This is a genomic window from Companilactobacillus huachuanensis (genome assembly GCF_005404815.1).
Taxonomy (GTDB): domain Bacteria; phylum Bacillota; class Bacilli; order Lactobacillales; family Lactobacillaceae; genus Companilactobacillus; species Companilactobacillus huachuanensis.
Window position 1 is genome coordinate 60,464 of sequence record NZ_BJDF01000011.1, and the last position, 24,251, is coordinate 84,714.

Below are 24,251 nucleotides of genomic sequence, written 5' to 3' on the forward strand. Positions count from 1 at the left end.
GGGGAGGAAATAAACATGAACAATAAAGATATTGCTAACGAAATATTAAAAAATGTTGGTGGTAAAGAAAACGTTACTGCAAACGTTGCTTGTATGACTAGATTAAGATTAGGCATCAAAGACAACGACAAAGTTAATATTGATGCCCTAAAGAGAATTGACGGCGTGCTTGCTGTTGTTCAAGCTGATACATTACAAGTTGTTTTAGGTCCCGGTAAAGTTAATAAAATTGCGGAACCATTTGCTGATTTAACAGGAGTTGCTTTAGGTAGTGATTCTGATGAGGGCGATGTAGCTGAAGACAGTAAACATGGTGAAGATGTTAAAGATATTGCTAAAGAGAATAAAAAAGTTAATAAGGCTAAGCATGATAAACCATTGCAACGTGGTCTACAACACATTGCTAACGTCTTTATCCCATTGCTTCCTGGTATTATTGCCGCTGGATTGATCAATGGTTTAGCCAATGTTATTGATTATCAAACTGGTCAAGCTTTCGTAACTGATTGGTGGTACATGACAATTAAGACACTAGGTTGGGGACTATTTACGTTCCTACCTATCTTTGTTGGTATGAATGCAGCTCGAGAGTTTAAAGGTAGTGCCATTCTTGGTGGTATCGGTGGAACTCTTTGCTTAGGTGTTACTGTTACTGGTTCACCATTAAGTTCACAAGCTATTTCAATGCCATTCACACATGCACCATTTACTGTAGGTGTTGGTGGTTTGATCACTGCTTTACTAATGGGTATCTTCTTTGCCTTCTTGGAAAGAAATTTCCGCAAGATCATGCCTAGTGTTCTTGATACATTCTTCACGCCATTATTGACGGTTATCGTTGGTTCATTGATTGCGGTTGTCTTCCTACAGCCTGCAGGTGCTTGGTTAACAACAGCCATCTACCTTGTAATGGACTTTGTTTATACTAAACTAAGTGTCTTTGGTGGATTCATTCTATCATCAACATTCTTAGCTTTAGTTTCCGTAGGATTGCACCAAGCTTTAACTCCAATTCACGTTTTACTTAATGATCCTGCTGGTCCTACACATGGTATTAACTACTTGCTACCAATTTTGATGATGGCCGGTGGTGGTCAAGTTGGTGCTGGATTTGCACTTTACTTCAAATCAAAGAACAAACGTTTTAGAAAAATGGTTATGAGTTCAATTCCTGTTGCTATCCTGGGCGTCGGTGAACCATTGATGTATGCTGTTACCTTGCCACTTGGTAGAGCCTTTATTACTGCCAGTATCGGTGCTGGTTTCGGTGGTATCGTGGCTTCACTATTCCACTTGGGTGCTGTTTCTCAAGGTGTTTCCGGATTGTTCGGACTCTTGATCATGCAACCGGGTCAACAATTGACATACCTGTTAGCGCTTTTAGTTGCTTATACGGGTGGTTTTATTGTGACATGGTTCTTCGGTGTCGATGAAAATAGAATTGATGAAATTTATCCAGAATAAAGGAGTTTGATTATGTTAGGATTTTCAGCTTACTTGCACAGTTCATTGAAAAAAGACGATTTAGTAATGTTTAATAAGTTTGTCCAGGCTGGTTTTAAAGGTGTCTTCACCTCAATCAATTTACCTGAAGATGACCCTAAAGTTCTGCTGGCTAACTTAAAATCATTAGGTCAAATGTGTGCCGATAATAAATTGGAATTGACACTGGATGTTTCATCTAGTGCATTGAAGCGTCTCAATTTAGAATTGCCACATGATTTAAATGTCTTTCAAGAGCTGCATGTAACAATGTTGCGGATCGACGATGGTATCTCCATTCAAGAAATAGCTCAACTCTCTCAGGAAATGAAAATTGCGTTGAATGCTTCTACTATCGTTCAGTCTGAAATTGATGAATTGAAGGCAGATAAAGCTGATTTTACAAACTTAGAAGCCTGGCATAATTATTATCCTCGTGAAAATACTGGATTGGATAGGGATTGGTTCAAAGAAAAAAATCGGTGGTTGAAACTAAACAACTTTAAAGTAATGGCCTTTATTGCTGGCGATGAAAACTTACGGGCCCCAGTATATAAAGGGTTGCCAACTTTGGAAGAGAATCGTTATGAAAATCCTTTAGTTGCGGCTCTAAATATGGGTGATTTCGATGTTGATCGGATTTATATTGGAGATTCCGCTATTGCTACGACTACCTTTGAACAGTTTAGAAATTACTTTGTCGACCACGTTTTACAAATTAGAGTACAATTGCACAATGCTCCTAGTTATATTTCACATATTTTCCATCAAAGAGCAGATGTTTCTAGAGATGTTGTACGCTTAAAAGAAGGCCGTCCACTCAACCATTCTAGGATCGAACCAAACAACAGTGGTTTGAGAAGACAAGGTTCGATTACGCTTGATAATGTGCTTTCTGGCCGTTATCAAGGTGAATTACAATTAGTGAAATATCAATTGCCAGCTGATAATACTGTCAATGTCATTGGCCAAATTGCTGATAAGGACATTGGTTTAATGAAGTATTGTGTCGCTAATCAAGCAATTCAGCTAATTGATATTGAAAGTTAGGAAATGAATGATATGGATATAAAAAAATTATCAACTGAAGGTCGCAATTCTCAAACGACTGACTTAGATGAAATGAGCCCATTAGAAATTGTCTCAGTCATGAATCAAGAAGATCAAAAAGTACCAGTAGCTATTAAGCCGGAGTTACCACAAATAGCAGCAGCCGTTAAAAAGATTTCACAGGCTTTTAGAAACAATGGACGCCTATTTTATGTTGGTGCTGGAACTAGTGGCCGATTAGGAGTTTTAGACGCGGCTGAATGTGTACCAACTTTTGGGACCGAGCCGGAAATGGTTCAAGGCTTAATTGCTGGTGGTGGTAAGGCCATGACTTTGGCGGTAGAAGGTGCCGAAGATAACGTCGAATTGGGTGCCAGTGACCTTAAAGAACATGATTTGACTGATAATGACGTTGTAGTTGGAATTGCCGCTAGTGGTCGGACTCCATATGTGGTTGGTGCTTTGGACTATGCCAAATTAGTTGGAGCTGATACAATTGCGTTATCGTGCAATCAGGATGCAATCATCAGTCAACATGCTGAGATAAAAATTGAAGTCGTCGTAGGTCCCGAAGTTTTGTCTGGTTCAACTAGATTGAAGTCAGGAACAGCTCAAAAGATGGTGCTCAACATGTTGTCCACAGCTTCAATGGTTGGGGTCGGCAAGACTTATGGCAATTTGATGGTCGATGTAAAGCCAACTAATAAGAAATTAGTTCAGCGTTCAATTAATATTATTGTGGAAGTTACTGGTGTGAAAGCTGATATTGCTCAAGCAACTTTAGAAGAAGCAAACTATTCAGTCAAAGATGCTATCGTAATGATTTCAAATAAGATGGATCAAGCAGCGGCCGAGCAAAAACTAACTGAATCAGGTGGATTTGTACGTCAGGCAATCAAGTGAGGTAGCACATGGTTAATACAATCTTATTAACAATTCGTTCGAAAATAGAGAATGCTAGTAAAGCTGAAAAAATTCTGGGTGAGTATATTTTGCAAAATGTACAAATGATCCCGGGGATGAGTGTAGCTGAATTATCAAAGCAAAGTGGTGTCAGTCAAGCCACAATAGTTAGATTTGCCCAAAACTTAGGCGTGGATGGATTTAAGGGATTAAAAGTGGAACTCGCACGCTGTTCCATGGACGATGTAATTAACGGCTTGTATGACGAGATTTCGCCAGATGACGATGTTGATGAACTGAAAGAAAAGCTAGTTATTCGAATTCAACATACATTGGAAACAACTAGTCAGGGTCTGGATAAAGATATTTTACAAAAGACCGTCGACTTGCTTGTTAGTGTTAACGTCATTCAAGTTTATGGACTTGGAGCTTCTAATTTGGTTGCCGAAGACTTTACACAAAAGTTTTCTCGAATTGGTTTGAATGTGATTAATACGCAAGATACTCACGAGATGGCAGCTAATTTTTTGACCCAGCATAATCGTCAAGTTATCTTTCTTATTTCTGATTCAGGTGAAACTGTGGAGACCTTGACTTTGGCCAAGTTAGCTAAGAAAAAAAACGTTCCAGTTATTAGCCTGACATCGAATACGAATAGTAGTTTAGCTAAAGCGTCGGATATTCATATTTTGACGAGTGACAGTGTTCCCAAAGATCAAGTTAGATCGGCTGCGACAACATCTCTTATCAGTCAGCTGTATGCCGTCGATTTGATATATTATCTCTACCTACAACGAGATTACGATAAAAATGTTCAAAGATTAAAAGAATCACATCTTTTAGTTGATGAATATTTTGCTAAGAAAACAAAGAAGCGTTAAAAAATTGCCGTCTCCAGGGCCGAGAATATTCACCTGCTATGCGGACCGGTTCGAGCCTGAGAAGCGGTCTCGAACCTCGGTTTGAAGACTTTCCAAAAACGGAAAGTCTCCAAACACGCCCGGTGGTGTAACGGCTAAAGCCGTAACGCCACATCCACAGCTGGTGAATATTCTCGGCCCTTCCGACTGGTTGGACTATTAAATAGGTTAATTTATGATGTATGGATAAATTACATAAAACTGAGTTGTATCACACTTAAGGAATCAAATAATTAGGTGGGATATAGCTCTTTTTTGTTGTTTTTAATATTTAACTAAAGGTTGAAAGTTTGATGCATTATGCCGTTTCCAGAGCTGAAAGTATTCATATGCTGCGCGGTACGATCCGAGCCAAAAAGCGGTCTCAAATCTCGGTTGAAGCCTCACCAAAAACCGGTAAGTCTCCAACACGCCCGGTGGTGTAAGGACTAAAGTCCTAACGCCACTTTCGCGGCAAATGAATACTTTCAGCTCTTCCAACTAGTTTTTTTATAATAAGAATGTCCAACTGTGATCTCTTGCCATTTAACTAAATTGGTAAATAAATTGAATTTAGATCTGTCACAGCACTGTTTATATCACTTTTTCGCCTTTCAACCTTCAGTATTTAATGATCATCAATTACCCATGGCGCTAGTTTAGGTAAGTATGCAAGTATGCCGTTTCCAGATCTGAGAGTATTCATATTCTGCGAGGTACGATTCGAGCCAAAAGGCGGTCTCGAATCTCGGTTGAAGACTTACCAAAACCCGGTAAGTCTTCAACTCGCCCGGTGGTGTAAGGGCTAAAGATCTAACGCCACTTTCGCGGCGTATGAATACTCTCAGATTTTCCAACTAGTTTTTGAATAATTAGGAATGTTTAATTGTGATTTTAAATAGATTGAATTTAAAACTACCATGGGCATCGTCCATATCAATTTTTCACATTATATAAAAGCAATTGAATAATTGTCCATGGCAAATTTCACATTCAATTAATAACAATTAATTAGTCGGAAGAGCTGGGAAATATTTGTGTGCTGTGGAAGTGGAATAATTACGGGAGAACCTCCCGTAATTATTCCACCGGACGTGTTTGGAGACTTGACGAACTATGTCAAGGCTTCAAACCGAGATTCGAGACCGTATTTTGGCTCGGATCGTTCCGCACAGCAAGTGAATATTTCCCAGCTCTGGAGACGGCATCATACAGTAGCCAAAAATAACCACTAATCTTCAAATATTGACCACTTATTGTAAAATCGAATACAAATAAACTTTTCTGCATAGAATAATAATCATAAACAAGAAAGAAGTGATTATTATGAAACTGCTTCAAGCAATAAATTTAACTAAAAAATTTCCCAACAAATTAGCTGTTAATAATATTTCCTTAACAATCAATCAAGGAGACTTAGTCGCACTATTAGGTCCCAATGGGGCTGGTAAATCGACTACTCTGAATATGCTTATTGGCGTCAGTCAACCAACTAGTGGAAAAATAATTTTTGGTGATAAATCTGCTAGTATCAAAGATTATAAAAATGAAATTGGGGTCGTTTTTCAAGGGAGTGTGCTGGACGCTAATCTGACTGTCAAAGATAATATTATGACTCGTGCCCATATGTACACAAGGACAGTGCAATTAAATAGTTTAATTAAAAAGTTTGAATTGGAAAGTATTTGGAAGCAGCCTTACTGCAGTCTTTCTGGTGGTCAAAAACGTCGGGTCGATATTGCCCGTGCTTTGATCAGCAGTCCTAAATTATTATTTCTGGATGAACCATCAACTGGATTGGATATTCAGACTAGAACTAAGATTTGGGAAGTGTTGAATCAATTACGCGAAGATACTGGATTAACGATTGTTTTTACAACGCATTATTTGGAAGAGTCAGAAAATGCAGATTATGTTTACATTATGGATCAGGGTAAAGTAATTGCTGAGGATACTGTGGCTGGTTTACAACAAAAATATACCCAAAACGTTTTACAATTGGATTATCTAACCGGCGAAACTACAACAACAACACTTGATAACAAAGATGAAGCTATCAAAATTTTGGTTAAAAATGCTAAATTACTGACCAATTTTGAGTATCGTCCGGGCACGATGGATGATGTCTTCATGAACTTAACGGGAAAGGAGATTCGTTAATATGAAAGGATTAATGTATCGTAATTTAAAAATTTATTTTTCTAATAAAAGTGGAGTCTTCTTTTCCTTGATGGGAGCATTGATTTCTTTTGTCTTGTATTTAATATTCTTGCGTCAAAATATGGTCAGCAGTTGGAGTAGCGTGCCAGATACGAAGTTGCTTCTGGATCCCTGGCTGATTGGTGGAACGCTGACGATTACAGCCATTACTACGACCTTGAGCAGTTTGAGTTTAATGGTTCAGGACCGGGGAAAAAATACTTTGTCCGACCTTAGTTTGACTGATGTTAGTTATTTAGGTATTCAATGTTCATATTTACTGACCGCAATGATTGTCGGAATTATCATGCAACTAGTTATGTACTTTATGATGGGCGGTTACTTTATGATTGCGGACAATAGTCCACTAGAAATGGCAATTTTCCCACAAATTTTTGGCATTATTGTATTAAGCAGCTTTATTTGGACAGCCTTTAACTTGCTTTTGTTATCGTTTGTTAAAAAAATTGATACTTTAGGAAAAATTGGAACAATCGTTGGGACTGCCTCTGGTTTTCTAGCCGGTGTTTATATTCCAATCGGAATGTTGCCAACTACAGTTCAACAATTTATGAAATACACGCCGGCACTGTATAATACAGCTATATACCGAAATATTTTGATGAATACGCAGTTGCAACATTCGTTTAAAAATTTCCCCGTTTCAGTCTTAAATAGTTTTAAGGACAACATGGGTATTAGTGTTAAATGGGGCAGTCAAATTCTGACAAATCAACAAGATAGTTTGGTAATTCTTAGCTTTGCAGTGGTAATTAGCATGGTGGCAGTTTTGATCTTCAGATTTAGTCGACGCGTGGTTATTAGCAGAGCATGATTTTAAGGGGAATATAATATGAAAATAAACTTCAATCAGGACGATAAAATTCCCAAAAATGAAATAGATATTACGGTTAAAGCAGCCAATTTTTCGAATGAGGTTCAAGAATTAATGCGTAAGTTGGAGGAACTGGATGCAACGTTTTCAGCTATTCCATTATCAGTTGATGATCGGGTAGTTATGGTTCAAATTGATGAAATTATTGCGATTGAAGTTTTTGAAAATGAACTGACAGTGTATACACACGAGAAAAAATATTGCTTTCGTGGTCAATTAAAGAAAATGATTGAACGGATCAATAATAATGATTTTGTACAAATATCTAAAAATACCGTGATTAATTTGAATCATTTGGATTCACTTGAAGCAGCATTTTCCGGTAATATGACAGCATTTGTGACAGATGATTTGAAATTCAGTGTCAGTCGAAAATATTTAACTGGCTTGAAAAAACAACTGGGAATGTGAGGTGTGAAGCATGGAAAAAATATTGAAAGTAGTCAAATATTTTGCGGTTGGAGTTTTATTGGGATCATTCAGTTTTATGCTGATCTTGTTGTTTAGCGGAAGTATGATGGTTGAGCCAAAATCTGTCTTGTCACTACTCTTCTTCAGCGGATTGATCGGACTGGTCTCTATGATTTTTGAGACTGAGTGGTTTGCCTTTCCAATTAGATTATTACTGCATTTGATCATTACGATAATAATAGTTGGTATGATGATGTATTTTGCAGGATGGGGGGGTCTAGTTAAGAGTGGACATATATTATCGTTTATTCTTACTTTTGTTCTCATCTACATAGCAGTTTGGGTGATGCTGTATTTAGCAGACGTGACCAATACTAAGAAAATTAATTCTGTGATACGTAAAAGGAAATCTAGATAAGGCTTTGTTCATAGAACCTGAGGCATTAACTAGATATGAAATTAACTAAAGGGGCTTGAATCCTATTATGAATTCAAGCCTCTTTAGTTAATTTATAGTTATACGCTTACATAAATAACAAATTCTGGTAGTATAAGTATTGCTATAATAGATATAAATAAAGTACTACTTATGGTGCTAATTTAAGTAGGCTGTTTTCAAATCTGGAGACGGCAGTAAAAAATATAGTTAATATTTGGAGAATTTGCGTATGGTTGCAGAAATTTTGTATCAAAAAGTGGCCGATGATATCAAAAAAAATATCTTATCCGGTGTTTATGAATTAGACAGTCTGATTCCAACTGAAAATGATCTCGAACAAAAATATTCCGTCAGTAAAATTACCGTTCGTAAAGCAGTTGAACAGTTAGTTGCTGAAGGTTATTTGTTGAAGAAGAGTGGAATCGGCACCCGAGTTGTCAGCAATCACTTGTTCAATAAATTATCAAAGGCCAAGTCGTATTCCACAATTGTTCGAGAGAATGATCAGTTAACAAAACAAGTCTTAGAAGTTGCTAACGTTACGCCAGAACAGACGCCAGTGGCAGCTGAATTTGGTGAGCAGAATATTGTTTACATCAAGCGATTATATTTTTTGGATAATAAGCCATTTATTATTGTGAACCATTATTTGCCTAACGTAAAAATTCCGACAGAGAAACATAACCTGAAAAATCAATCATTGTACAAGTTTCTAAAAGATAGTGGCCAAGAAATCAACAGTTTCAAAGATGAGTTTAGTGCGGTAAATATTAGTGAAGATGACCAAAAACTGTTGAATAAAGCAGACACGTTAGCCTTAAAGCGAATCAGACGGGGATTTGATAATAAAGGCCGTTTGATCGAGTATACCGAATCCATTTATGATAGTAATAAAATGCCATATAAAATTGAATACGAAATTTAACTGTTTTTTTGTTGAGGTATAAATTAGATAGCGTAATTGTCTTTATACTAAAAAATAAATTAGTCGGAAGGGAGGAGAATATTTACCAGCTGTGGGAGTGGCGTTATGGCTTTAGCCATTACACCACCGGGCGTGTTTGGAGAATCGCTGATTTTGCGAGGCTTCAAACCGAGGTTCGAGACCGCTTTTTGGCTCGGACCGGTCCGTATAGCAGGTGAATATTCTCCTCCCTGGAGACGACAACCTTCGATGTTCAAGATTTTATTTAAGCGTTTACATCATAACGTTATAATGTTATGATGATTGCGAAAAAAGAGGAGGATAATATGGATAATTTTGTTAATTTTTTGAACGCCAAGATACTGCCGGTTGCCAATAAAATCGGAACACAGCGACATATGATGGCAATTAGAAAGGGAGTTATTTCAACACTACCACTGACCATCGTAGGATCATTCTTTACCTTGATCAATAATCCCCCGATCCAATCATGGGCCAATGCGATGGCGCCATATAAGGAAATTCTAGATATACCATTCCGTTACACTGTCGGAATTTTAGCACTGTATGCAACATTTGGGATTGCATCAGCTTTGGCCGATAGTTACAAATTAGATAAATTGACCAACGGAATTTTAGCTGTTTTAGCATTTTTGGTCTCAACAGCGGCACCGATTCACATTACAGAAGATGTTAAGGGAGTGATTTCGGCTGGACGTTACATTGATATTTCGAACTTGAGTGCCTCATCACTTTTTGCTTCAATTGTGACCGGACTTTTATCGGTTGAAATTTATCGTTTCTTTAAAGAAAAGAATATCACTATCAAAATGCCTCAAGGAGTACCACCAGAGGTTTCCAATTCCTTTGTTGCTTTGATTCCTGCAGCATTTATCCTGATTTTCTTCTGGTTCATTCGTTACATCTTAAACTTCAATATTTCGTCATTTTTGAGCATGATCTTGATGCCACTAAAGGGCGTTTTAGTTGGTAACAGTCTCTTCGGTGGTTTACTGACAATTCTTTTGATTACTGGTTTTTGGACCTTAGGTATTCACGGGGCAGCAATCATGGCGCCAATTACGAGACCTTTCTGGGAAATGTCAATTGCTCAAAATATGGGTGAATTTGCCAGTGGTACTAGCGCTAATCACCTTTCAACAATCTTTACTGAACAATTTTTACAATGGTTCCTTTGGATTGGTGGAGCCGGTGGTACTTTGGCTTTAGTTGTCTTGTTCATGTTCTCCAAGTCAGCTTACCTCAAGGATTTAGGAAAGCTTGCGCTCTTACCAGGACTTTTCAATATTAATGAACCAGTCATTTTCGGTGCCCCCATTGTGATGAATCCCATTTTGGGTATTCCATTCATCGTGGCACCTCTAGTTACGGGAACACTTTCATATTTCATGACTATCTGGGGTGTTGTGCCAATGATGATGGCTCGGTTACCATTTACTGTCCCAAGTCCACTAGGTGCATTCAGTAGTACAAACTGGAGTATTCCGGCCATGATTTTGGTTTTCGTTAACTTCTTGATTGACCTAGCAATTTACTATCCATTCTTCAAGATTTTTGAAAAACAACAACTCGAAAAGGAATAGGTGAAAATAATGGTTCTATTACTGCTAGCAATTTATTTTATCGCCTGTGAAATTCTGGTTCAAAAAGACATCATGCCCAAAGTTTTAAAAAATTATCGAGCTGGAAAGTTAATTCTTGTCTCTTTAGTCGTAATTTTAACTTTAGCGGTGATTAGCTTCTATATAAAATATGCCGTTATCTTAGTTATTCTCAGCACGATTTATTTGTCAGTTGTGATTTCAAATTACTATCTGAAAGAATTTCAGAAGATGGAAAGAGGTAAAAAAATATGACTAAGAGAACCCTCGGTATCTCACTTTATCCAGATCACAGTGATGTGAATGAAGATAAACGCTACCTTGTACTTGCTAGTCAATATGGATTCACCAGAATTTTTATGAGTATGTTGGAAGTTTCAGAAGGTAAAGAAAAAGTTGCCCAAAAATTTACTGATCTGATTAAATTTGCCAAAGGTTTGGGTTTCTCAACTACTTTGGATATTGCACCGAATATTTTTGATCAATTGGAAATCTCATATGATGATTTAGACTTCTTTTCTGAATTAGGGGCCGATGCAATTCGATTAGATCAGGGGTTTGATGGTCAAAAAGAGGCCTTATTGTCATTCAATCCCCAAGCGATGAATATCGAATTGAATATGAGCAATGATGTTGCCTACCTAGATAATATTTTGAGTTATTCGGCCAATCGACCTTTCATATCGGGTTGTCATAATTTTTATCCGCAACGTGGAACTGGTTTACCACTGGATTTCTTTATCAGTGCATCGCAACGATTCAAGAATCAAGGCATTGAAACGGCAGCCTTTATCACATCACAAGCGGGAACGATTGGACCTTGGGATATCAACGATGGCCTACCAACTTTGGAAATGCATCGTGATTTACCACTGGATATTCAAGCTAAACACCTTTTCGCCACGAATTTAATCGACTGTGTGATTATCGGAAATGCTTATGCTTCTGAAGATGAATTGCGCCGTCTCGGTGAAATGGACCGTTATCAATTGGTCTTCAATGTTGCTCTATCAGAAGGAATAACGCAATTGGAACGCGAAGTCTTACTTGATAATCAACATGTCAGACGTGGTGATATCACTGATTTAGTAATTCGTTCGACGGAAGTCCGAAAAAAGTATAAAGCTAATGATAATCCTGTAAATTCAGATACACATACCTTTGTTCGCGGGGATGTGGTTATCGGTAATGATGAATTTGGTAAGTATAAGAATGAGTTACAGGTCGTTTTACGGGATCACAGCGATATGAGAAAGAATCGAGTGGCACAAATTCCAACGAATGAATTGTTCCTCCTAGATTACATCGGAGCATGGGACAAATTCCGTTTTAGGAGATGATTTTTTGAAAAGTCTCTATATAAAGAACGGTAAAGATATTAACGAGCAACCTTTGGAATTGTTATTAGAGGATGGAAAAATTGTGGATGTCGCACCGCAACTAGATGTTACAGCTGACGAAATTATTAATTTGCAAGGTCATTCATATGTTTCTGCAGGTTGGATTGATGACCATGTTCATTGTTATGAAAAGATGTCGCTATACTATGATGATCCTGATTTAGTTGGTTATTGTAACGGCGTTACAACGGTGATTGATGCCGGTTCAACGGGAGCTGACAATATCGGTGACTTTCATCATCTCGTACAGTCGAAAAAAACTAATGTCTACGCGATGATTAATATTTCAAAGACTGGTATTTTGGCACAGGACGAATTGGGTGATATGGATCGACTACAATTTAACACGCTACAACAGGCAATAAACGATTATCCTCATTTTATTATTGGTCTAAAAGCTCGCATCAGTAAATCGGTTATCGTTGGTAATGGGATTAAGCCGTTGATAGTTGCTAAAGAATTTCAAAAGCAATTGTCTCAAAAATTACCATTAATGGTCCACGTTGGAACTAATCCACCTGAATTGTCTGAAATCATGGATGTTATGGATGCAGGTGATATCATGACACACTGCTTCAATGGCAAGGATAACGGCATTCTTAATGCAGATGGTTCGATTAAAGATTTCGTTCAAAAAGGTCTCGATAAAGGAATTATTTTTGATGTTGGTCATGGGACGGAAAGTTTCAATTTCAAAACGGCTGAAGTAGCTTTTAAAAATAACCTTTATCCGCAGAGTCTCAGTACCGATATTTATCATGGAAATCGTGAGAATGGTCCCGTTTATAATCTGGCAACATGTATTGAAAAAATGCTATATCTAGGTTTTGAATTGCAACAAATTTTGCCAATGATCACAACTGTTCCAGCAACTAATTATCATTTGTCACATAAGGGTAAGCTGGCTATCGGAATGGACGCTGATGTAACAATTTTCAACATCGAAAATTATTCAAAAACGTTAGTTGATTCAGATGGCAATACTCGTCAAAGCACCAAGACTGTCGAGCCAATCTATAGTATTGTCGGCGGAAACGCGTATCTGATTGGAGAATAATATGGATATCTATAAAAAATATAACTTGAAGCATGTCATCAACGCTGATGGAAAAATGACCATTCTCGGTGTTTCTAAAGTGTCAGATGAAGTGGTCGAGGCCCAAAAACAAGGTGCCCAAAATTTCTTTGAAATGGGTGATCTACTTATTCAAACGGGTAAGTATCTAGCTAAATTAGTCGGTAGTGAAGATGCACTAGTAGTTAATTCGGCTTCAGCAGGCATCGCAGAAACAATTGCGGGAATTATTGGTCAAGGCAGTCGTTATCACGTTTACCACCCATATACTGATCGGATTTCAAAACGTGAAGTGATTTTACCAATGGGTCACGATGTTGACTATGGTACTCCAGTAGATGTGATGCTTGGTGTTGCCGGCGCCAAAATGGTTCCCGCGGGATACGCCAATATGTGTACGTCTGAACATTTGGAAATGCAGATAACAGAACAAACAGCAGCAATTCTCTATATCAAGAGCCATCACACGGTTCAAAAGAGTATGTTGACAATTCCAGAAGCTATTGAAGTAGCCCATCACCATGAATTGCCACTAATTTTGGATGCGGCAGCCGAAGAGGATTTGTTGAAATATCTTAAATTAGGTGCTGATGTAGTAATTTACAGTGGTGCTAAAGCAATCGAAGGCCCAGCTTCCGGAGTTATCTTTGGTAAAGAAAAATATATTCGTTGGGCTCGTATGCAGGGCGCTGGCATCGGACGGGCAATGAAAATCGGTAAGGAAAACATTATTGGTTTAACGACCGCAATCACTAAATATTTAAAAGATGGTTCTGAGTCCGGGGAGTCAATGAAGTCTAGATTGTCACCGTTTGTTGAGAATTTATCAGAAGTATCAGGTCTAAAAGTCAGAATTGTTCAAGATGCTGCCGGACGCCAGATTTATCGTGCCGAGGTAACCCCAACTGGAGATTTGTCTGCTAAGGAAATTTGTGAACAGTTGCGTAACGGCGATATAGCGATTTATGCCCGGGAATATCGGGTCAATGAAGGCATTATCGAGTTCGATATTAGAGCGGTTGATGATGTTGAAATGTATCAGATTGTATCCAGTTTAAAGAAAATCGTTGGAGGAAAATAAAGATGAATTTACTACCTAATTATTTAGCAAATGGAATTTGTTTGAACGTACTAGCTAATTCAGTTCAAAATGCCAAAGATTGTTATGAAGCCGCTGAAGGTCACGTGGTGCTCGGCGTTTTAACTAAAAATTATCCCAGTGATGAAGACGCAATCGCTGATATGAAATTGTATCAAGCAGAAATCGACAATGCAGTTTCAGTTGGTTTGGGTGCTGGTGATCCAAAGCAGAGTGGGATGGTTGTTCGAGTTTCCAAAGCGATTCAACCACAACATGTTAACCAAGTTTTCACAGGCGTTGGGGCTACTAGAGAAGCTTTGGGTCAAAACGAAACCATTATTAATGGACTAGTTTCGCCAACGGGTAAAGTAGGATTCGTCAACTTGGCTACTGGTCCTTTGAGCAGTCAAACAGTTCCAACGGAAGTTTCAATTGAAACTGCTATTGCTATGTTAAAAGATATGGGTGGTTCGTCAATTAAATTTTTCCCAATGAAGGGATTGGCTCATGAAGCAGAATTTAAAGAAGTAGCTCGTGCTTGTGCGGCCAATGATTTCGATCTCGAACCAACGGGTGGAATCGACTTGGAAAACTTCGAAACAATCGTAAAAATTGCAGTTAATGCTGGGGTTAAGCGGATTATTCCACACGTATACAGTTCAATTATTGATAAAGAAACTGGCGATACTAGACCAGAGGACGTCGCAAAATTATACGAGATCATCAAGAAGTTTTAGGGGTTAGTGTATGAATATTTTAGCTTTTGGTGAGGTTATGTTGCGGTTCACTGTTGCCGAGAAGATGATGCTGGAACAAAGTGATCAGTTGACTATGTCGACTGTCGGGACTGGCGTTAATCTTTTAAGTAGCTTGGCCCATTTTGGTTACAAGACTTCATTAATGACAGTATTGCCGGACAATCCCATAGGCAAAAAGGCAGCCGCGGACATACGTAAATTGGGTATTTCTGATCATAATATTATTTATAAAGGCAAGAATTTGGGCAGTTTCTTTGTGGAATTAGGACAAGGGGCTAGGCCACAACGCGTGACTTATCAGGATCGCCTGTCGAGTTCTTTTTGTATGATGGATGCCGACGATTATGATTTTGAGAAAGCCTTGGTAGGTGTGGAAATTGTCCATATTTGTGGCATAGCTTTGAGTTTGAATCGTCAAACACGAAACGCAGCTTTAAAATTGGCGCAAGTTGCCCATGAACGTCATAAGACAGTCTGTTTTGATTTCAATTATCGGATGAGTCTTAATGAAGAAATCAGTCATGAAACAATGAAGAAACGTTATCAAAAAATCTTACCATTCGTTGATATTGTTTTTGGAAGCCAACGGGATTTGACCGATCTATTGGATTATCAAATTAAAGATGAGTCAAAACTTTACCAAGAATTCTGTCATGATTATTCAATCAACTTTTTTGCTGGCAGTAAACGTAGTTTTCAAGATGGTAAAAAATATTTTGAAGGATTTCTATTTCACCATGATACGATCTATCGTTCAGCTGCCAAAGAATTGAACATATTGGATCGAATCGGAAGTGGTGATGCCTTTGCAAGTGGGGTTCTGGCCGGATTGATTGAAAATTGGGAGTTCACTGATATTTTGGAATTTGCGATTGCCAATTCGATTTTGGCGCAGGCCTCAATGAACGATTCTCCAATCTTTAGTAAAGCAGATGTTTTCCATTATGTTGATACTGAAGGTAAAAATGATTTAATTAGGTAGGCCGTCTCCAGGGTTGAGAATATTCACCTGCTATGCGGACCGATTCGAGCCTGAGAAGCGGTCTCGAATCTCGGTTTGGAGACTTTCCATAGACCGGAAAGTCTCCAAACACGCCCGGTGGTGTAACGGCTCAAGCCGTAACGCCACACCCACAGCGGGTAAATATTCTCAACCCTTCCGACTAGTTTGTCTGTTTTATTAGACAGAATGATTTCTGATTATAGGAAGATTACATAAAAAGAGTTGTATCACACTTAGTTATTTAAGGCTAATCCATTAAGTGTGATACAACTCTTTTTTGTTAATTTTAATGTTTAATACGTATGGTGCTATTCGATAATTAATTACAAATATTCTCATCAATTGTATTTTAGAATTTAAAATATTCCAGATATAAAAGCAATTGAATATTTTCACATTCAAATAATAACGATTAATTAGTCGGAAGAGCTGGGAAATATTTGTGTGCCGTGGAAGTGTTTGGAGACTTGACGGAACTATGTCAAGGCTTCAAACCGAGGCTTGAGACCGCTTCCCAGGCTCGAACCGTTCCGCACAGCTAGTGAATATTTCCCAGCTCTGGAGACGGCATATTTAATTTTTAGTTACCTTCAACTACACCAAGATTTTCAGCAAAATCATCCTTAGGCTGATCTGAACCGACTAAGTGTAAGTCAGCATTCATTGCAGATAAGAAGTCGAAGAAGGCTGAATTAACACCTAGTTCATCGAGTTCTGTTAAAGACATTTGATATTTAATCGAATTCTCTTGTCCGAGTTCAACTTTTTGTACCCACTTAGGTTCACGAATTGACTCACGACCGATTGCAGCAAAGTCGATACCGGCATCGATAATTTTTTCGACATCAGTAGGTTTTTCAATTGAACCAACTGAAATCAATGGTAAACGGTTATTTACGACTTTTTTAACCTTGAGGATAATTGGTTCGGCATCGGACTTGTCATTCAATGAAGTTCTCCAAGAATAGCCCATTGATACATGTAGGTAATTGATTGGTTGGTCAGCCAAAACGTCGATAAATTTCAAAGTATCATCCAATCTGATACCAGGTTCCTCAATTTCCTCAGGGGAAATGCGGTACCCAACGATAAATTTGTCATCAGCGTATTTCTCAACTACTGCGTGAACTCTCTTAATGACTTCAAGAGGGAAACGCATGCGATTTTCAAGACTGCCGCCCCATTTGTCAGAACGACGATTTGAGTGGGGTGAGAAAAATTGCTGCATTAAATATGTATTGGCACCGTGCAATTCGATTCCGTCAAAACCAGCTTGAATAGCACGACGAGTTGCTTGACCGAAGTCTTCAATAATTTGTTCGATTTCGGATTCAGTCAATTCACAAGGAGTTTCAGCATTAGGACGTAACGCGGCTACAGCACTAGCCGAAACAGGTTGGACACCACGTAAAATTTTAGAATTAGACATTCTCCCAGCATGGAAAATTTGCAAAATAGCCTTGGTGCCGTTTTGTTTGACAGTGTTAGCCAATTTCTTTAAACCGGGCATGAATTTATCATCAGCAACGGAAGGTTCACCTTCAAAGCCTTTGCCATTGTCAGATACGTTCATAGTGGGAATGATGAACATACCAACGCCACCAGTATGAATATTGAAATAACGTAATTCATCTTGTGAGACTGCTCCGTTTTCTAAGGCTGCGGCCTCAGTCATTGGTGGGATGACAATCCGGTTTTTGATCGTAACACCATTCTTAAAAGTATAAGGTTTTAAGAAATTATATTTTTCAGTCATAAAACTACACCTCATTTCTAAAAGTTTCAATGGAATCATTGTAATAAGTTCTGTGCTAAAATCATAGTACGCACTATTTAGTAACTATCTAAAGGTTTAAAGTTTAGGTAAGTATGCCGTCTACAGAGCTGGGAAATATTCACTAGCTGTGCGGACCGATTCGAGCCTGAGAAGCGGTCTCGAATCTCGGTTTGAAGCCTTGACAGAGTTCGTCAAGTCTCCAAACACGCCCGGTGGAATAAGGACGGGAGAACCTCCCGTCCTTATTCCACTTCCACGGCACACAAATATTTCCCAGCTCTTCCGACTAATTTATTTTTAAATGTTAGAAACAGTGAAATGAAAATTGTTGATTGTTTAACTAAAGGTTGAAAGGTGAAAACCTAATACAACCATTGTTGTTACAGGCATGAAGCTAATTGATTTAAACAAATAAAAAGTCTTCATTTTATTGTTCCTGTCATAAAAAAATTAGTTGGAAGAGCTGAGAGTATTTATTTGCAGCGAAAGTGGCGTTATTGCTTTAGCAATTACACCACCGGGCGTGTTGAAGGCTCGCGGGTTTTGCGAGGCTTCAACCGAGGTTTGAGACCGTTTTTTGGCTCGGTCCGTTCCGCGCAGCAATTGAATACTCTCAGCTCTGGAAACGGCATACTTAATTAAACTTTCAACCTTCAGGTAACTATAAAATATCGTTTTCGAGTAACGTCAAAAGAGGTTTCGTAATGGAAGGAAAAAATTACCATATGAGTATTGATTTAACACTCTCAGTTATTAATGGAAAGTGGAAATCGTTGATTCTATGTCATCTTGGTGGTCAGTCAATGCGTAATGGCGAACTTTTAAGGGAAATTCCTGATATTAGTCAAAAGGTTTTGACACAACAATTAAATGAATTGATCAGTAACAAAATTGTTCAAAGAATTAATTATCCGGGATTACCATTACACGTTGAATATTCTTTGACGGATGAGGGTAAATCCCTGCGTAAAGTTTTGATTGATATGTCAGTTTGGGGAGAACATCATGCAGATGAATTAAATGCTGATGGACAAAACATTTCGTTTTCTAGTGATAACTATCGTGGCTATCAAAAAATTAAGACACCAAAAAAGGACGTTGATCGGCAAATTGCTGAATAGCGTCCTTTTCCATTATTCGAATGGATCTTGCATTTGAGAAATATAAGCTGCCATACGTTTGGTGTAGGTAGTATCGTTGAATAGATTGTTGTTCTCAGTCTGTAATTCACTCAAATTATCTGTAATAATGCCGTCAGCACCGATAAAAATCATGCGGTCCATTGATTCTGTATCATTGGCCGTCCAAGCAAAGACTTTCTTCTGTTGTAAGTGAGCATTGTCGATGAAGGCTTCGTTTAAAGTAGTATATTCCATCGTGAAGGCATTGGCATTGGTAAATGGTACTCCGAAGAGATTAAATGGGAGGATGTAACTGGTGGTGACTTTGGGCATCAAATCTTTAGTTTCTTCAATATAGCTATAACTCAATGAATGAACCATATCTTTATTTTTGAGTAATTGTTTTTGATATTTTTTGGTGAATAGTTTGACAAAATCTTTCTGATTACCAGGAACAGATTTTAATTCAACCAATAACTTTTGGTGGAGTCGTGTCGAGGTAGCAAGATAGTCGTCAAAACTGGCAATATTTGTAGTTTTACCATTTTCATGAATTTGGGTTTCCTTTAGTTCGGCTAAAGTCATTTGACTAGGTCGTTTATTGATACCAGCCAGTCCTTTTAACGTATTGTCGTGGAAAACTACAAATTGATGATCTTTGGTTTCTTGAATATCCATTTCAATATAATCAGGTTTTTCTTTGGCTGTAGCCTCAAGTGATTCAACGGTATTTTGAACGCCGTTACCATTGTCAACGCCGCGATGAGAAATTGTTAGTGGTGGCGTTAATAGCATGTCATTGAAGTAATACGTGTCATATGCGATGAATGAAAAGACGACAACGGTTCCTAAAATACCCCAGAACCATTTGTGACTGCGATGATTTTTTCGTGGATAAAAGTAATGTGTATGCGTGTGACTTAGTAAAATCAGCACTGACATCGCAGAGACATATAAATCAACGGCGTAATTTAGCAATTGAATAATGGTCATATTAATGATGGCCATGGGCAATGAAACGACTTTTAAGAATGATACATTGTCGACAATTGCTTGTAGTCCTAAAAAGAAACCATTAGTTACCATAACAAAAAGAGTCACAATAATAATTAAGCTTAGAAAGATTCTTAAATAATAAAAAACTTTACTTCGGGTCATATTCCAACTGCGTTTAATAGCGTCTTTGATATCCTTATTTTCGAAAATCATCAGTGGCAAGACGAAAAGCCAGCGAACACCAATGTAAAAAATAATAAGATAGAAAATTATTAGAATAATTCCATATGTTAAATGTTCTTGAAATAACCAATCAAGAATAAATTGTGGAACTTTTACCTTACTCAAAAGGCTTGATGACATTCCGAGGCTGCCAAACGGTGTAATGATCAGAAAATATAATAGAAAGAATCCAAAAGCCTTGAATGGTAAACCGAAGAGATTTTTACTGACACTCTTGAGGTAGTCCCACCAACTTAAACTGGCGTTTGATTTGATAGCTTGAAAACTGACCAGCATTAACGTGAATTGGGCAAAAACTAGCAGTAATAAAATTAGTAATACGATTATTAAACCGATTACCACCAACGGTTTGCCTGTAATTAGTGTAATGATATTGCTGTAAGAAATGTAATTAACGTTACCCAGATAATTAATGCCATTCGCCATGTAGTTTAAAAGTGGTACAAAGACAAAATTAATAGATAATTGAATCAAAATAATGATTTGACCGTATTTCCAGAAATATTTCCAGAAGTTACGATTTTGATATCGTAATTCGCTTAAAGCCCCCATAAAAATCCCTCTGTTCTAATTAAATAAGTTAAATAGCTAAAGGTCGGTTTAATTAAGTATGCCGTTTCCAGAGCTGAGAGTATTCAATTGCTGCGCGGAACGGCCCGAGCCAGAAAGCGAACTCGTTCCTCGGTTGAAGCCTCGCAAACCCCGCGAGTCTTCAACACGCCCGGTGGTGTAATTGCTGAAGCAATAACGCCACTTTCACTGCAAATGAATACTCTCAGCTCTTCCAACTAGTTTATTTTTTTGGCAGGAACAATAAAACTAAGACTTCAAATTATTTAAATAAATTAGCTCTAGTTCTGGAACAACAATGGTTATATTAATTTTTCACCTTTCAACCTTTAGCTCTATAATACATAATTATAGGGATTTAGGAAGATATAAATAGGTATCTAAAAGTTAATTTAATAGAATCGAGTAGAATATTTATGGAAATGCATCTGAATCATCAGCCATTTATGGCGATTAAGAATGGTACAAAAACAATTGAAATCCGTTTGAATGACGAAAAACGGTCGCAGTTAAAAATTGGCAATATTATCCGTTTCAGTGATTTAACAACTGACGAAATGATTGAGACTAAGGTTTTGAGATTGGAATGCTTTTCGACCTTTAAGGAGTTATTTCAAAAGTATTCGGGCACTATCATTGGTAGTCCAGAACAGGAGCCAATTTCTGAGCTTGATTGTGAGAATCAGAAAATTTATTCACGCCAAATGGAGAAGCAGTATGGTGCATTGGCGATTAAGCTTGAATTGATTTAATAACTAAAGGTTGAAAGTTTGATGCATTATGCCGTTTCCAGAGCTGAAAGTATTCATATGCTGCGCGGAACGATTCGAGCCAAAAAGCGGTCTCGAATCTCGGTTGAAGCCTCACCAAGAACCGGTAAGTCTCCAACACGCCCGGTGGTGTAAGGACTAAAGTCCTAACGCCACTTTCGCTGCAAATGAATACTTTCAGCTCTTCCAACTAGTTTTTTAATAATAAGAATTTCCAATTGTGATCTTTTGCTGTTTAAATACATTGGTAAATAAATTGAATTTAGGCCTGTCACAGCACTGTTTATATAACCTTTTCGTCTTTCAACCTTCAGTTAATAATACTTAACTAGCACAATGCGTTATTTAAATGACAAACATTCAAAAAAGGTTCTTTTTTAAATTTGGCCATAGAAGTATTTCAATAATTATTTTTAAGGTTGTTGCATCAATCATTAAATATTAAAACTAACAAAACAGAGTTGTATCTCACCTAATTATTCTCTTAAGTGTGATACAACTCATTTTTCTGTAATTGACTTTGATTAAAAATTTTAAGTCATAAGAAATTATGCTGACGGACAACTTTTAACTTCATTTTGAACAGAACCTTCAAAATGAAGGATTATTTTTTTATTTTCTTTAGTAATAAGTTGAATACTTCCACATTAATGTGGAAAGTAATTATATATGGAACCGTTTACAGCAATGCTATATTGTAATTGGAGGCAAATACATGAACCTAAACAAAAGACAGATTCAATTGATTTTAATACTAGTTGAAAATAAAAGAGAACCTGACTATTTACCTCTGAGTGCCAAAGAATTATCTGAAAAAGTAAAAGTTTCAACGAAGACAATTTATAGCGATGTATCTATTATTCAAAACTATGTTAGTAAATTTAATGTTGATTTGATTAAAAAACCACGTATTGGAATTTATATAAAAGGTAGTGATAGTGATTTATTAAGGATACTAACAGGAATTGAATTTAAAAAGAACGATGATTATTTGGATAATAGAACAAGGAGAGAACTAGTCTTTAGTCAATTGCTTAATTCAGATGGATTTATTACAGTTCAAGAATTATCTGATAAGTATTACGTTAATCGACAAGTGATCTTAGAAGATATTGATGATATTGAATTACGTTTGGAATCAATCGGATTAACTCTTCAAAGGACATCAGGTAAAGGTATAAAACTGGATATTGATGAAGATAGTAGACGCAAAATTTTAACACAAGTAGTATCTAGGCAAATATTTAATGTAGTTCCTACTATTAATGAACGAAATCTAAAAATTGTTAATGATAATAAACTATCTATTCCCAAGAATCTTATAACGTCAGTTGATGGTATATTAAATAATTTTACCAAAAATCAGAATATGGTACTTAATGACTATGAGTATCAGTCTCTGTTGGTTCACTTATTGATTGCTGTTGAAAGAATTAAACTAGGCAAATTTGTTAAGAATGAACATTGGGGATCCTCAACAACATATTTAACAGAATCTAAAATCTTGGCTAAAGAATTAGAAAATGCATTAAATATTAAATTCCCTAAACAAGAAATATATTATATTCAATTACATCTGGTGGCAGCTGGAAAAAAGAGAACAAACAATATATCTACAAAATTAAATACGAATGATTTACTGCAAAATTATTTGAATGATTTTGGTTACGATGATCAACTTTATGAAGGATTATTACTGCATATTAATTCATCACTAAATCGGTGGAAACTGGGAGTATCAATTACCAATCCTTACAAAGATTCAATTATTCAGAAATACAGCTACGCTTTTGAAGCGGCAATTAATTTAAAGAAATTATATGAACGAGAATACAATACAAAAATTAATGATGACGAAACGGCTTATCTGGCATTACATTTTGAAGCATATCTTGAAAGAAGAAGAACTAATAATAATGTCATTCAGGCAGCAATAGTTTGTAGTACAGGATTAGGTACGTCACAGCTCTTAGCAGCTAGAATTAAGAACGATTTTTCTCGAGTTAAAATTATGAAGATATTATCCTATGATGAGTATTTGAAATTTGATTCTAAGGATATTGATTTGATTATCAGCACAATTGAGCTTCCAGAAAACAATTTACCTATTATTTATGTCAGTCCAGTGGTTTCCACTGAAGAGTTGAAAAATAAAATTAAAATGGCTATAGCTGACAACACATCTCAAACGAGTGATTACTCTTTATTCAACAGTCTGATTTCCAGTGAAAACATCATGATTGATAAAGTGGATAACTGGGAAAATGCTATTTCGATGTTAGGCAAATTATTAGAAAATAATGGAGTTTTAAGAACTGGTTCCATTGAAAGTGCAATTCAGAGAGAAAACCTTTCTTTTACATCATTCAAAAATATTTCAACACCACATGCAAATCCTAGGTATGTTAAGAAAACTCGAATTGGAGTTTTAAAACTGCAAGAACCAGTCGTGTGGGGTAATCAGAAGGTCAATTTGATTTTTTTCATTGCGTTTAAGGAGAATATGGATCAGGCACAGTTAGATACAATTTATGATCGATTTTGGGATATTTTAAGTGATGGTCGATTAATCAAGAAGATTATTTCAAGTAATAGTAGCGAAAAAATATCTGACTTGTTAAAGGGGAGATAA

21 protein-coding genes are annotated in these 24,251 nt (G+C 37.0%); 19 read left to right on the top strand and 2 right to left on the bottom strand.

All coding sequences use genetic code 11. The features are described from left to right. The first annotated feature begins 15 nt into the window (after positions 1 to 15). The 16 genes from FFM71_RS07685 to FFM71_RS07760 all read left to right on the top strand — a co-directional run bounded on the left by FFM71_RS07685 (position 16) and on the right by FFM71_RS07760 (position 16,121). The gene (locus FFM71_RS07685; protein WP_137611591.1) at positions 16 to 1,464 is read left to right on the top strand and encodes a PTS transporter subunit EIIC; all 1,449 of its coding nucleotides are present in this window, start codon (positions 16 to 18) and stop codon (positions 1,462 to 1,464) included. A 12-nt stretch (positions 1,465 to 1,476) separates the two neighbouring features. After that, positions 1,477 to 2,532, top strand: coding sequence for a MupG family TIM beta-alpha barrel fold protein (locus FFM71_RS07690; RefSeq protein ID WP_137611592.1), 1,056 nt, complete (start codon positions 1,477 to 1,479; stop codon positions 2,530 to 2,532). Positions 2,533 to 2,535: 3 nt separating this feature from the next. Continuing rightward, entirely contained in the window at positions 2,536 to 3,435 is a 900-nt protein-coding gene (gene murQ, locus FFM71_RS07695) for an N-acetylmuramic acid 6-phosphate etherase (RefSeq protein ID WP_171000509.1), read from the top strand. Between the two features lie 8 nt (positions 3,436 to 3,443). Beyond that, positions 3,444 to 4,316 carry a MurR/RpiR family transcriptional regulator gene (locus tag FFM71_RS07700; protein WP_137611594.1) on the top strand — a complete coding sequence of 291 codons (873 nt, stop codon included), beginning with the start codon at positions 3,444 to 3,446 and terminating at the stop codon, positions 4,314 to 4,316. A 1,344-nt stretch (positions 4,317 to 5,660) separates the two neighbouring features. Continuing rightward, on the top strand, positions 5,661 to 6,494 hold the full coding sequence (locus FFM71_RS07705; RefSeq protein WP_137611595.1) for an ABC transporter ATP-binding protein: 834 nt from the start codon (positions 5,661 to 5,663) through the stop codon (positions 6,492 to 6,494). A 1-nt stretch (position 6,495) separates the two neighbouring features. After that, on the top strand, positions 6,496 to 7,368 hold the full coding sequence (locus tag FFM71_RS07710; RefSeq protein WP_137611596.1) for an ABC transporter permease: 873 nt from the start codon (positions 6,496 to 6,498) through the stop codon (positions 7,366 to 7,368). A gap of 18 nt (positions 7,369 to 7,386) precedes the next feature. After that, positions 7,387 to 7,839 carry a LytTR family DNA-binding domain-containing protein gene (locus FFM71_RS07715; RefSeq protein ID WP_137611597.1) on the top strand — a complete coding sequence of 151 codons (453 nt, stop codon included), beginning with the start codon at positions 7,387 to 7,389 and terminating at the stop codon, positions 7,837 to 7,839. Positions 7,840 to 7,849: 10 nt separating this feature from the next. Next, a complete protein-coding gene (locus FFM71_RS07720; RefSeq protein ID WP_137611598.1) occupies positions 7,850 to 8,257 on the top strand; it encodes a DUF3021 family protein in 408 nt (135 codons plus the stop codon). Positions 8,258 to 8,507: 250 nt separating this feature from the next. After that, positions 8,508 to 9,203, top strand: a complete 696-nt coding sequence (locus FFM71_RS07725) for a GntR family transcriptional regulator (protein WP_137611599.1) — start codon at positions 8,508 to 8,510, stop codon at positions 9,201 to 9,203. A 326-nt stretch (positions 9,204 to 9,529) separates the two neighbouring features. Further along, positions 9,530 to 10,807 carry a PTS sugar transporter subunit IIC gene (locus FFM71_RS07730; RefSeq protein WP_137611600.1) on the top strand — a complete coding sequence of 426 codons (1,278 nt, stop codon included), beginning with the start codon at positions 9,530 to 9,532 and terminating at the stop codon, positions 10,805 to 10,807. Between the two features lie 9 nt (positions 10,808 to 10,816). Further along, complete coding sequence (locus FFM71_RS07735) at positions 10,817 to 11,080, top strand: hypothetical protein (protein WP_137611601.1); 264 nt, start codon at positions 10,817 to 10,819, stop codon at positions 11,078 to 11,080. Further along, positions 11,077 to 12,165 (top strand): DUF871 domain-containing protein, encoded by a 1,089-nt coding sequence (locus FFM71_RS07740; RefSeq protein ID WP_137611602.1) that lies wholly within the window; start codon positions 11,077 to 11,079, stop codon positions 12,163 to 12,165. Before FFM71_RS07735 ends, FFM71_RS07740 begins: the two co-directional genes overlap by 4 nt. Positions 12,166 to 12,169: 4 nt before the next feature. Then, positions 12,170 to 13,282: an amidohydrolase/deacetylase family metallohydrolase gene (locus tag FFM71_RS07745; protein ID WP_137611603.1), complete on the top strand. Its 1,113-nt coding sequence runs from the start codon at positions 12,170 to 12,172 to the stop codon at positions 13,280 to 13,282. Between the two features lies 1 nt (position 13,283). After that, positions 13,284 to 14,381: a DgaE family pyridoxal phosphate-dependent ammonia lyase gene (locus tag FFM71_RS07750; RefSeq protein WP_137611604.1), complete on the top strand. Its 1,098-nt coding sequence runs from the start codon at positions 13,284 to 13,286 to the stop codon at positions 14,379 to 14,381. Positions 14,382 to 14,383: 2 nt separating this feature from the next. Then, on the top strand, positions 14,384 to 15,118 hold the full coding sequence (gene dagF, locus FFM71_RS07755) for a 2-dehydro-3-deoxy-phosphogluconate aldolase (protein WP_137611605.1): 735 nt from the start codon (positions 14,384 to 14,386) through the stop codon (positions 15,116 to 15,118). A 10-nt stretch (positions 15,119 to 15,128) separates the two neighbouring features. Next, positions 15,129 to 16,121, top strand: coding sequence for a sugar kinase (locus FFM71_RS07760; protein WP_137611606.1), 993 nt, complete (start codon positions 15,129 to 15,131; stop codon positions 16,119 to 16,121). A gap of 601 nt (positions 16,122 to 16,722) precedes the next feature. Here the strand turns inward: FFM71_RS07760 and FFM71_RS07765 are convergent. Beyond that, on the bottom strand, positions 16,723 to 17,898 hold the full coding sequence (locus tag FFM71_RS07765) for an NADH-dependent flavin oxidoreductase (protein ID WP_137611607.1): 1,176 nt from the start codon (positions 17,896 to 17,898) through the stop codon (positions 16,723 to 16,725). Positions 17,899 to 18,623: 725 nt separating this feature from the next. Here FFM71_RS07765 and FFM71_RS07770 point away from each other — a divergent pair. After that, a complete protein-coding gene (locus FFM71_RS07770) occupies positions 18,624 to 19,040 on the top strand; it encodes a winged helix-turn-helix transcriptional regulator (RefSeq protein ID WP_137611608.1) in 417 nt (138 codons plus the stop codon). Between the two features lie 12 nt (positions 19,041 to 19,052). On the opposite strand, the gene FFM71_RS07775 is transcribed toward FFM71_RS07770, so the two are convergent. Then, positions 19,053 to 20,831 (bottom strand): glycerophosphodiester phosphodiesterase, encoded by a 1,779-nt coding sequence (locus tag FFM71_RS07775; RefSeq protein ID WP_137611609.1) that lies wholly within the window; start codon positions 20,829 to 20,831, stop codon positions 19,053 to 19,055. Between the two features lie 434 nt (positions 20,832 to 21,265). Between FFM71_RS07775 and FFM71_RS07780 the strand changes: the two genes are divergently transcribed. After that, positions 21,266 to 21,601, top strand: a complete 336-nt coding sequence (locus FFM71_RS07780; protein WP_137611610.1) for an ASCH domain-containing protein — start codon at positions 21,266 to 21,268, stop codon at positions 21,599 to 21,601. A gap of 733 nt (positions 21,602 to 22,334) precedes the next feature. Then, positions 22,335 to 24,251, top strand: coding sequence for a BglG family transcription antiterminator (locus FFM71_RS07785; protein WP_137611611.1), 1,917 nt, complete (start codon positions 22,335 to 22,337; stop codon positions 24,249 to 24,251).